This window comes from Paenibacillus glycanilyticus (assembly GCF_030161375.1).
Lineage (GTDB): Bacteria > Bacillota > Bacilli > Paenibacillales > Paenibacillaceae > Pristimantibacillus > Pristimantibacillus glycanilyticus_B.
Genome location: NZ_BSSQ01000008.1, coordinates 235,123 through 246,823, shown reverse-complemented (window position 1 = coordinate 246,823; position 11,701 = coordinate 235,123). Strand labels below are relative to the sequence as shown.

Annotated in this window: 8 protein-coding genes; 6 read left to right on the top strand and 2 right to left on the bottom strand. The window is 50.0% G+C overall.

The window, feature by feature from the left end:
• Window positions 1-242: 242 nt before the first annotated feature.
• Both QQK89_RS10530 and QQK89_RS10525 read left to right on the top strand, forming a co-directional pair.
• Window positions 243-1,187 (top strand): glycoside hydrolase family 43 protein, encoded by a 945-nt coding sequence (locus tag QQK89_RS10530; RefSeq protein ID WP_284238505.1) that lies wholly within the window; start codon window positions 243-245, stop codon window positions 1,185-1,187.
• 204 nt (window positions 1,188-1,391) lie between these two features.
• On the top strand, window positions 1,392-1,838 hold the full coding sequence (locus QQK89_RS10525) for a hypothetical protein (RefSeq protein ID WP_284238503.1): 447 nt from the start codon (window positions 1,392-1,394) through the stop codon (window positions 1,836-1,838).
• Window positions 1,839-1,887: 49 nt separating this feature from the next.
• Here QQK89_RS10525 and QQK89_RS10520 read toward each other — a convergent pair whose 3' ends face one another.
• Window positions 1,888-2,322 carry a DUF2663 family protein gene (locus QQK89_RS10520; RefSeq protein ID WP_284238502.1) on the bottom strand — a complete coding sequence of 145 codons (435 nt, stop codon included), beginning with the start codon at window positions 2,320-2,322 and terminating at the stop codon, window positions 1,888-1,890.
• A 119-nt stretch (window positions 2,323-2,441) separates the two neighbouring features.
• Here QQK89_RS10520 and QQK89_RS10515 point away from each other — a divergent pair, with 119 nt between their 5' ends.
• The gene (locus tag QQK89_RS10515; protein WP_284238501.1) at window positions 2,442-2,675 is read left to right on the top strand and encodes an HPr family phosphocarrier protein; all 234 of its coding nucleotides are present in this window, start codon (window positions 2,442-2,444) and stop codon (window positions 2,673-2,675) included.
• A 157-nt stretch (window positions 2,676-2,832) separates the two neighbouring features.
• The gene (locus tag QQK89_RS10510) at window positions 2,833-4,464 is read left to right on the top strand and encodes a response regulator transcription factor (protein ID WP_284238500.1); all 1,632 of its coding nucleotides are present in this window, start codon (window positions 2,833-2,835) and stop codon (window positions 4,462-4,464) included.
• A 120-nt stretch (window positions 4,465-4,584) separates the two neighbouring features.
• Here QQK89_RS10510 and QQK89_RS10505 read toward each other — a convergent pair whose 3' ends face one another.
• Window positions 4,585-7,326, bottom strand: a complete 2,742-nt coding sequence (locus tag QQK89_RS10505; protein ID WP_284238499.1) for an alpha-mannosidase — start codon at window positions 7,324-7,326, stop codon at window positions 4,585-4,587.
• Window positions 7,327-7,512: 186 nt separating this feature from the next.
• On the opposite strand from QQK89_RS10505, the gene QQK89_RS10500 reads away from it, so the two are divergent.
• Together QQK89_RS10500 and QQK89_RS10495 are read left to right on the top strand one after the other, a co-directional pair.
• Entirely contained in the window at window positions 7,513-9,318 is a 1,806-nt protein-coding gene (locus tag QQK89_RS10500; protein ID WP_284238498.1) for a cache domain-containing sensor histidine kinase, read from the top strand.
• 1,023 nt (window positions 9,319-10,341) lie between these two features.
• Window positions 10,342-11,679 (top strand): ABC transporter substrate-binding protein, encoded by a 1,338-nt coding sequence (locus QQK89_RS10495; RefSeq protein WP_284238497.1) that lies wholly within the window; start codon window positions 10,342-10,344, stop codon window positions 11,677-11,679.
• Window positions 11,680-11,701 lie beyond the last annotated feature (22 nt).

Genomic DNA, 11,701 nt, shown 5'->3' with positions numbered 1-11,701 from the left:
AAGGTGTTTTAATTTGTCTCACTCTATGGGGTCAGTCCCGGGCTGCCCGATTAGGGGCAGCCTTCTTTTATTTTCCGGCAACCGCTTCAAACAGGATATACGGTAACGTTCCATTACGCTAAGGCAATAGTGAGGCATGCAGAATGGAAGGTTTTGATTATTTTCAATGCTATTTTCGTTATAATAGATTCCATACAACCAAGATTCACTAGACTAACTTCATTCTCTGAGGTGACGGAATCATGTTGGATACGAATAATTATTTAAAGCCTTGGATTCTCAACCGGGCTGATCCTTATGTGCTGAGGCATACGGACGGCTTCTATTATTTCACGGCCTCCGTGCCGGAATATGACCGGCTTGTCTTGCGAAAGTCGGCTACGTTGGATGGGCTTGTTGACGCTGAGGAGACGGTAATCTGGCGCAAGCATGAAGCTGGAGAGATGGGCAACCACATTTGGGCACCGGAGCTTCATTTCATCGACGGCAAGTGGTACGTCTATTTCGCGGCGGGAACGGCGGAGGATCAATGGGCGATTCGTCCGTATGTGCTGGAATGCGGCGATGAAGATCCGATAACCGGCACCTGGGTGGAAAAGGGGAAGATCAAGCTCGACTTCGAGAGCTTCTCCCTTGACGCTACAACCTTCGAGCACAATGGAGAACGGTATCTCATCTGGGCGCAATACAAAGATTCGGACAGCAATCTGTACATAGCCAAGCTGGCTAATCCGTGGACGATTATGGGTCCCCAAGCGTTAATCGCAACACCGGAATATGAGTGGGAAATTCAAGGTTTCCGGGTGAACGAAGGACCTGCCGTGCTGAAGCGCAACGGGCGGATTTTTGTAACGTTTTCGGCAAGCGCGACCGACCACCGTTATTGCATGGGTCTCTTGGAAGCTTCGCTTGATGCAGATCTACTGGATTCCGGAAGCTGGATCAAGCATCCTTTTCCCGTGTTTGAAACCAATGAGGAGACGGAAAATTACGGTCCCGGGCATAACAGCTTTACGGTGAGCGAGGATGGCATGACGGAGCTTATCGTGTACCATGCCCGGCCTTATAAGGAGCTTGTAGGCGATCCATTATCCGATCCAAACCGCCATGCGCGCATTCAGCCATTCAGCTGGAAGGAAGACGGAACGCCTGACTTTGGGATGCCGGGGAAATACAACGAAAAGTAAATCCATACGCACAAGCAGCCCTATCGGTCTTAAGCCGTAGGGCTTGTTTTTTACTTTGTCGGGCTTGCCAAAATGCTCCCTTGGAAGTAATATTTTTTATGGAATAGCTATGGATGAGCCCTCTCTCAGGAGTTGCCCTACTACCTCGGCACTCCCATCCCCAAGCTCATTTCGCACAAATTCCCCGTAAAAGGAGACCCCACCATGTCCACACGTCTATTTCTTTGCGAGTATCATGACACTTTTTCAAAATCCCGGTTATTCGTCACTTATTCAATCAAGTATCTTCAATATTGGAAGCAAGAGTATGCAGAGTATGCATCATCGTTCTCCGCTCTTAATGATTTGCTCATTCGCTTTACAGTCAGGCTTGCAGAGTTGTCCTCCGCCATACAAGACTGTTCACATCAGGACGAAAGAGAAGTATCTAGAGCACAAATAGAGAAAGTGTTGTATGAGATCGAACGTAAAATGGACAGCATATCGTTTAGTCTTCCCGCTCTTGGGCTAGGCTGGCAATTGGAAATGGAATGCATCTGTCGCTTATTTGATTATGCCTATCAAGAACTTCTCGAAGTATTGGGAAGCTTCAAGCGTTATACATATAGTCTTTATGAAAAGCTAGAAATTCTGGAAGCGGTACGCGGTTAATTCCGCATAAGCAAATCCCCCTGTCGCAAGTGGAGGGGGATTTCTTGTGTTAACCTTTATAGTCGATGTTAATGTCGTAACTGTTCATCTCGATCGAAATTTCGCTTCTTGTCTCGAAGTTGATGCTTTTCAGCCAGGTCGTATCGAATTTATCGATCGTTTCTTCCCTAAGCGTATCGTATTTCTTCTTTGCTTTATCAATCTCCTTGGCCAGCACGTACAAATAGACAAAGCTTACGATGAAGACAGATAACAGGAAGAGCAGAAAGGAACTGCCGACGATGCCCTCATACAAACTTGCAAAGCTGCCATGAAGGGTGCCGATATTTCGATAATACGCGATGGCAAACAGCAAAAAGCAAAACAAGCACAGCAGCGCGCAGAAAGCAGCTCGTGACTTAAAGGTTTCCAGTTTTCTTTTTCGGTCGATTAACGTATCCAGCGTTTTTTTCGCATCGTTAGGTATGAGTTCACGCCAAGCCATGTCAGCCCTCTCCTTTCCAAAATTACCTGTCCCCTACATGTTATGCTTGGACGAATAAAGCAATGTCTGCCGGCGAACAACTAATAAGAAAAAGTTGGATGCAAAAAGGAGATAACCTGATGATCACGCCGATTAAAGTAAAAGACATCAAGGACATCGAACAAATTAACCACATCGTATCCCGGTACGACTTCGACATTTGGATTCACGGCAAAAGCGGCATGGCCGACGCCAAGTCGATTCTTGGTCTGTTTGTTCTAAAGCTGAACGAACCGCTAACGTTAGTGATTCCCGATGACGTGAACTACAAAAAGCTATTCAAAGAGCTGGAGCCTTTCCTTGTAATCGGTTAGTAAGGGTTAGTGACGGCGCAGCATTCCTCAACAATTTAATACAACCCCATAAAGTTTTCTTTTACCCCCGTGCAATCCAAAATCGAGTCGTATAGTATGGAGGTAGGCTTTAGACAACTAGAGAGACAATTCGCAAACAAATGGGGCAGGTGAGTGGATGCTGCGCGCTTTAATCGTAGATGACGAATTCGAGATTCGCGAAGGATTACGTAACCGCTTTCCTTGGGCTTCGTTTGGTTTCGAGGAAGTGCTGGTCGCCGACGACGGCGATACGGCGCTAATGCTGGCGCAGGACTTACGTCCGGAGCTTGTGGTAACGGATATAAAAATGAACCGGATGTCCGGGCTGGAATTTCTGAATGCTTTGCAGCCGATTAAAGAGTATCATCCGGAAGCGGTTGTGGTCAGCGGTTATGATGATTTCGACTTAGTGAAGCAGGCCATGAAAACCGGAGCGCTTGATTATATTCTTAAACCGATTAATATTAGCGAGCTGGAGCAGATTGTCCGCAAAGCGGCCGAGAATATTCAGCGGAAGAGGTTAGAGCAGCACAATGAGCAGCAGCTGATCAATCAGGTGAAGTTCGCCATTCCGAAAATGCGCGAAGAGCTGCTTCGGGAGATGCTGGAGCAGGAGCATGATCCGTATAAGGAAACACGCCGCCGCCACAGGTTGTCCACGTTAAATATGGAATGGATTACATCCGATCATATGACGGTTATGGTCATTGAAGCCGATGATCTGAAGGCGATTGAGAACCGCCGCGCGCAAGAGAAGGATTTAATCCTGTTTGGCATGGGCAATGTCGTGAATCAGACGCTGGAGGAGGATTATCCTTATCCGTTTGCGATCTGCACGGACAGTGCCGGCAGATGGGTTGTCCTGCTCAGCTGCCGGCGCTTGGAGCAGGCGGAACTGACGAGCGGGGCTGCGCATCTGTGCATTAAGCGCATCAATGATTTCGTAAAAGTAAAAGCAAGCATCGGGCTTCGGACGAACCCTTGCACCTTTGAACATTTGCATGAAATGTATAATGAAGCGCTGAGCGTTCTTGAGCAAAAAGCCGTCTACGGCGGCAACCGCGTCTTTACGCTGCAAGGCAGCTTCGAAGAAGGCGAGTCCGGCGATCTTACGCTTGCCGAGCCGGAAGAGGTACTGGATCTGGTGAAATACGGTTCGGATGAGGACATCGCGGCGGCAATGGACCGGTTCGAGCTTATGGTTCAAGCTTGGCAGCTCACCCAGCTTCGGGATATTCAACAGCATATATTCGAATGGCTGTTTGAGGTGTTCAAGAAAGCGGCCACGGCCGGCATACCGAATAAGAAGTGGGGAAGCAACCCGATCGCGCTCTGGGAGCAGCTCGAGTTATACGATACGCTGCAATCGCTGAGGGAGCAGGCCGAACGTTGCCTGAAGGAGATCGCAGCCGATTTCCGGAGCTTATCTTCTACGCCAAGCCAAATCGTATCCGAAGCGGAAAAAATACTGCAGCGCGATTATGCGGACAGCTTGACGCTGCATAGCGTGGCAAGCGCCGTGCATGTGACTCCCGTCTGGCTCAGCAAATTGTTCAAGAAAGAGAAACGGCAAACCTTCCTTGAATATTTGACCGATATCCGAATCGAGAAGGCCAAGGAGATGCTAGGAGATATCCAGTACAAGGTGTACCAGATTTCGTACCAGGTCGGCTACAAAGATCCGGTTCATTTCTCGAAGCTATTCAAGAAGCAAGTTGGCTGCACGCCAAAGGAATACCGCAGACAACGGGGGATTATCGAAGAGTAACGCATAAAGGGAGTAACGCATAAAGGGAGTAACGCATAAAGGGAGTAACGCATAAAGGCAGTATCCAAGGTGAATATCGCTTTCCCTTTGGATCTGCCTTTTTGCTTTAATTATTGAAGATTATGATTTGAAGCCAACGGTAACGATTTTGTAGCCTTCAACCGGAATGCTGCTGCCTGTAGCCTCAGCTTCGTCTCCGGCATCTTCCATGATGTTGCTCAAATAGGCTTCATCATTAGCGGCGGCATTTGGCTGAACGGCTAACGTAGACGGCTCGCCCGATAAATTGTACCAGCGGGCCATCAGGTCCCCGCGCTCTTCGTTGATCTTGAGACTAGAGAAAGCAAGATTTTCTCCGTTCCAAGCAAGGAATTGGTCCGTTAACGGAAGCTCGCCTTGCTGCAAGTTAACGCGAGTTGCCGTGAGCGGAACGGGGAACCGGTAGGCCTCGCGATATGCGTCAAACCGCTCGCTGTCGCCGCCGTACGGGATGATCATCCACTCGGCGATATTGTTGCCAAGGCATTGGGCATCCGGCGTAGGGAACACGCCCCAATCGCCAAGTTCGCCAACGGAGCGAAGCAGCGTCAAGGCAATCGTATTCCGGCCGTCCTGCAGCACTTCGTATTCGTTAAGCCCTTTACCGGCTGCCGTTAGTCCTCTAGCGTGATCATGAACATCGATGAACGTCTGCAAATGCTGGCAGTTGCTTGGGTTCTCCCATACCGAGGACGGAACGGTCTGACGCTCGGCCACTTCAAAGATCGAATCGGCATAATGCGTCTTGCATTCGGCATCGGATGGCATCAGTACCCGCACGCGGTGATCCTTCGAGGCGTTATTGATAGCAGCGTGAACGCGTATGCCTTTGCCATTGCGGTCCACGCTAAGCCGCGTGACGATAACAAGCGGAGCAAGTTCGCTCGAACGCCCGGCCTTGCGGCTGCGGAATTCAACCATCGAGTTGACCTCTTGGGCCAATTGATCATCCGCGCCAACCGGTATGGCTAGCGAATGAATGATTTCAATTGTGGCCCGGTATGGCGTATCTTCCACGACACGGATCGCCGCTTTTAGACCTTTGGTCGTGATCGCTGCATCGCCTGCCGGTTGTTTGAAAATATATTCGTTGCCGATATCGCCGACATCTTCGTAGACGCCTAGTCCGCTGAAGGTTTGACCGCTGGTCTTGTGGTAGACGGAGTAACTTCCGTCGTCATGGACCGTGAGTTTCAGGTGGCGGTTCTCGATGACGCGGCCGTCATGGAGAAGAGACTTTTGTTCCTCAGTCGGCGCAGGAGTAACGGTACGGCCGGCCGTTGGAATCCATGCGTAGGAGTTGTACCCAAGCTGCGGCAGGTCAGTCGCTTCAAAAGTTAACCGGATCGCGCGTGCCATATAAGGCTGGCGGAATTTATCGTTTGGCAGCTCGTAGCCGAAGCGGACGCCAAGATCTTGCGCGGTATGCGCAATGGCGGTTCCGGCTGCATCAATCAGATAACCCTCGGCATGTGTGCGCGCTTTAACCGCCGCGGCGATCGCTACCGGATCTTCGCTTTGGTCGAAGAATTGATGCGCGAATTCAAGCTCCATCGTTACGACGGAGGACCCTTCGTAACCGCTAGTGTTGAAGACGGCTAGTGGCACGGCTTCCTCGCTGTAAGAGGCGAAGAAAGAGGTATCCATCTTCGAGCCGATGAACAGGACGCTGTCTTCCGTCAGCCGTTTGCCGACTTCCATGCTTTTGGCGAACCGCGTCTTCATCTCGTCGTACACCTCATCCACGCTGCAGCCGCAGATGCTGTCATGAGGATGGTTCTGCATCAGCGTTTTCCAGGCGTATTGCATTAGGCCATGCGGATAAGGCTTGCCAAGCTGATGGGCCGCTGCGGCAAGCGGTTCTGCCACTTTCTCGAGCAACGTCTGGTTTTGCTGATTCAACTGCTTAATATAGACGCGGGCGGACGCGGTGTTAACTAGGGAATACCAGCCATCGGTTTGCTGGCCCCGCAGCTCGCCCCGCGTAACGCTAAGGGTATCCGGACGCTCGGCTTCCACGGCTTTCACGTAATCGTCGAAGTTCGAATGGACAAACTCATAGTCTGGGAACAACTCTCTTGCGATGCGAAGCGCTTCCGACAGATTGGTCTGCACCGGTTGATGATCGCAGCCGTTCATGAGCAGCAAATGCCGGGTGGACGCAAATTGCTCGGCCCGGGCTAGACGATGATCCCAGTAAGGTTTGGCGTGAGTAGGATCAACCGGAATTTCCATGCCGTTGTTATACCAGTTGGCAAACAATAGGCCAAGCACGCTGGAGCCGTCCGGCGATTGCCAGATCAGTTCGGAGAACGGGGACTCCAGTCCCGAATCATCCACGCGGTTATTAAAGCCCGTCGCTTTGACGCCGCGTCCGAAGACGGCCGTATCGATGCCGGCTTGCTTCAGCAGTTGCGCGGCCTGTCCCATATTGCCGAACGAATCGGGGAAATAGCCAAGCTTGGAGATCGGTCCGAATTTGGCCGCATCGCGATGGCCAATCTGCAAATTGCGGACATTGGCTTCGCTGCTTGTTAGAAATTCATCCTGCAAAATATACCAAGGGCCAAGAGAAAGCTTGCCCTCATCGCATAACTTCTGGATCTGTTCCCGTTTCTCCGGGTACACTTGCAAATAATCGTCGAGGACAATCGTTTGTCCGTCGAGATAGAAGCTGCGGAATTCGGGATCGGATTCGAATGTGCGGAGCAGCGTATCCATCGTCTCGATCAGCTTGACGTGATGGGCTTCGTACGGCATATACCATTCCCGGTCCCAGTGGGTATGCGAGATGACATGAACTATACGCTTGGAAGATGGCATGATGGTTCCTCTTTTCTTTTTTTCATAGAAGGTTATTCATTACGCAACTAGTGTAAAAAATCGGGTACGCGCCCGCAATGAGGGAAACGCAAACTTTAAGGGGGAATGTTATCGTCTGCGCGGATGATCATTCTTTTGTTAGAATTAATGGGGCTGCGTCCTATAAGAAAGGCAGGTTTACCGGGTATGCGAAAAGTTTCGTTTCGGCTGGCGTCTTCCTTCCGCAATCGTATGATTTTTATTTTTCTCCTTATTATCATCGTCCCGTTTCTATTGTTTGCCTACTATTCCCATATCAAATCGATTGAGGGGATATCCGAGACGAATACGAAGATGACGATGAGCAATCTTCTTCAGGCGAAGAAGAACTTCGAGATTTATTTATATAGCTTGAATGATCAGGTGAATGAGGTCATTGGCAATAAAAGCATTCAGGACCTGCTGTACAAGGAGCCCGTTGACGAGCAGGAGGAAGAAAATTTCACCGTCAACATGCTGACGGCTTTGTATCATGCAACGCCGGTCATTGACGCCTTCCGGGTGAAGGTGTATCCGATCAACCCAACGAAGTATCCTTCCTATATGAGATCGATTGACGAATCGGTGCGAATTGGCGATCAATACTGGTTCCAGCGTTCCAAAGCAACGGTGGAGCCAACCTGGTACCTGACCATGCCGAAGCAGGGGAAATACGCCAAACCGCTGCTTACCTACGTCAAGCGTTTCTCCGGGTTGTATGATTCGAAGCTGCGCGGCCTGATCGCTACGGATTTGTCCGATGATTTCTTGGAACGGTATTTCTCGCCGTCGGATCAGTTGAAGGATCAGAAGCTGCTGCTTCTGAACGAGAAAGGGATCGTCGATTATGACTCGGCTCTGAACGAGTGGACGGGGCAAGCGTTTCCTTCGGAAGCTTTCATCAGCTATATGAAAAAAAGCGACTCCGGCTCGCAATCCATGACGATCGGCGGGAATACGTATCTCGCCACTTACGTGACGATGGCCAATTATCCGTGGACGATTGTCAGCTTAACTCCACTTAAGGAACTGACCGGCACGATGGACGAGATTAACCGGGTTCTCATTATTTTTCTAATTGTCTATATGCTGTGCTGCTTCAGCGTTGTTGTTTATTTGACCGTCACGTATACGCAGCCGATCGCCCATCTTGTTCGTCTGATGCGCAAGCTGGAAGCGGATAATCTTCATTTTCTCTCGCCATGGTCTTCACGCAAGGATGAGGTGGGGTGGCTGTACCGGAGCGTTGGCAGTATGGTGCATCGGATTGACGGGTTAGTGAAGGACGCCGCGCGTTCGGAACGCAATAAGAAGGCGCTCGAATTCCAGGTGCTGAGTCATCAGATTAATCCGCATTTCCTGTATAACACGCTGGAGTCGATCCGGTGGAAGGCGGAAAATCACGGCCGCAGCGATATAAGCGAGATGGTGTCGGCTCTGGGCAATCTGCTTCGTTTGAGCCTTAACCAAGGCAAGGAAATTACGACACTGAAGCGGGAATTTGACCAGGTGAAAGCTTATGTCGCGATCGAGCAGGCAAGGATGGGCCAGACGGTCCGGATCTTGTACTCCTGCGATGATGAAACGCTTGAGCTACCGTTCCTGCGGTTGCTCCTGCAGCCTCTCGTCGAGAATGCGATCCAGCATAGCGTGAGGGATAACTTCGACAAAGGAAAAATCATGATCGCCGCAAGGCGGGAAGAAGAGGATATCGTGATCGATATCGCCGATAATGGCAAAGGCATTCCGCAGCATGTGCTCGATCAGCTGGGGCAAGCAGAGGAGCCGGCGGGCGGCGGCAAATTCTCGCCATCGCGCAGAGGCGTAGGGCTGCGTAACGTGAACGACCGGCTGAAGCTGTATTTTGGCGAGGCTTATAAGCTGCAGATCGTAACGGGACCGGATAGCGGAACGAAAATTACGCTAAGGCATCCGGTGCTGCAGGAAGGCCAGGAGCTGGATGCGAGTTTTTAGTGAGGCTAGCTAAGTTCATTGTATAAGCGCGTATTTTAAGCCAATAGCGTATGCCTCATTGCTCGAGCCCCGGAAATTGATTTCGTATTTTTCGATCTTTCATGTTTGAAATTTGATAAGGAAATTGATAAGGAAATTTATTACGTTAATAACGAAATGAATTTCCTTATCTGAGGTAGATTCGGGTATCCGCCCCGTTCTTATGTACTTTCTGCATGAACAGCGGAAACGAATTTCCGTATAGCGAAATAAATTACCGAATTGGTGGAATAAAGGGCGAACATGGGCACCAAGCAGCGTAATAAGGAAAAAAGAGCAGGAAATAAGGAAGTTTTTTTCGTAATCGGAGCTAGGGACAGCAATTTGGTGACTTATCAGACAGGAGCTCGGAGTAGTCTGTTAAATCGTCAATTTGGAGTTTGGGTCAGTCTGTTAAATCGTCGCATCGGAGATTGGTGTTAAGCCGTCAATTCGGGGTTTGAAGTAGTCTGTTAAACCGTCAATTCGGAGTTCGGAGTAGTTTGGTAATTCGTCAGTTTGGAGTATGGTGCAGTCTGATAAATCGTTCAATAGTTGCTCCAAGTAGCATGTTCATTTATTTCGTTAATAAGGAAACCAATTTCCTTATTTGAAGTGGATTCGGGCATATTCGCGTTCTTATATACTTTTTGCATGAAAAGCGGAAACGAATTTCCGTATAGCGAAATTGATTACCAAATAGGCGGAATAAAGGGCGAACATGGGCACCAAGCAGCGTAATAAGGATAAAAGAGCAGGAATTAAGGAAGTTTTTTTCGCAATCGGAGCTAGGGGGCAGCAAGTTGGTGATTTGTCAGACAGGAGTTTGGAGCAGTCTGTTAAATCGTCAGTTCGGGGTTTGAAGTAGTCTGTTAAACCGTCAAATCGGGGTTTGGAGTAGTCTGTTAAACCGTCAAATCGGAGCAGGAAACAAGGAAACTTTTTTCGCAACTGGTACGGGACTATGCGGGGGAAGGGATATTGAAATAGAGGGAGGAGTATCAATTGAATAACAAACGTTACGTTGTTGGAAGTTTACTCCTGACGGTTGTACTGGTGCTTGCCGCATGCTCCGGTGTTACGCCCGGACCTTCCGTTAAATTGCCTGAAGCGGAGAATGCCCCTGTTACCTTGAGGTTGCTCACTTGGGCGGATGAACGTTACCAGCAGCTGTATGATAAGTTTCATGAGAAATACCCCTGGATTACGATCGAGCAGGTGAAGGTGGAAGCGAACGAGAAAGACATCGTGGCTAAAGTCAAAGAGCTGCAAAAGGCCGGAACGCCGGCCGATTTGGCTTGGATCGACGGAGACCTTCTAGCATACGAGCAGCAAGGGATGTTGGAAAATCTCAAGCCCTATATGGACAAAGACACCTCCTTCCAGGATAAAGTATTGCCTGAAGGTTATTTCGATACGATGGACTTTCGGGGGCGGAGACTTGCCGTACCGTTCGTGGACGTGCCGATGTGGATTGTTGTGAACAAAGATCTGCTGGCGAAACATGGAGTAGCGATGCCGCCCAATACTTGGACTTTTGATGATTTTCGGTCCATTGCGAAGCAAGTGACTGACCCTGACGCGGGCGAATATGGACTAACAACGAGCAAAGAATTCGTCATGCGCCTGCTTCCGCTGAAGGCGGCAGCAGACGGCCACGCGGCTAATCTTGCATATTTGAACGATAACATGACGCAAAGCTTGCTGAATACGCCGGCTGTTCTGGACGATGTCCGTTGGCTGACCGAGTTTGTAACGGAGGACGGTTCGATGTTGTCTTGGTCAAAAGCCAAAGAGCAGCATGATGTCGTGCGCAGCTTTATGAACGGAAAAACCGCCTTCGAGGTCGGAGGCGACTGGCTGCTGCCGCGCCTCAAGCGGGAAGCGAATTTCAACTGGGACATCCTTCCTTTCCCGCGCGGGAAAAAGGACCAATATTCCTTCCATATCTACGGCCCGCTCGCCTTGCTCAGCGGTTCGGAGCATAAGGAGGAAGCGTACAAATGGATCAGCTTCCAATTCGAGCTGGAGGCGCAGAAGTGGAAGATCGACGAAGGCGCCAACGCTTCCGTCATTGATCCGGAACTAACCGATTACATCGACCAAGCGCCAATCTGGCAGGGCCGGAATATCGAGGCGGTCAAGATGACCAAAGACAACGGCCTTGTCCTTCCCGGCGCCACCATCCCCGGCTTCTCCGATTATAATTGGGTTAACATGATCAATGAAATCGTCTTTAACGGTTACGATGCAAACCACCTGATTCCGGTGACGAACGCCTGGAACCAACAAACGCTCCAGCTTCGCGAGAAGTGGAAGCAGCAGACGGTCAAAAAAGAGTAAAGCCATCCTGCTCGCAGGACGG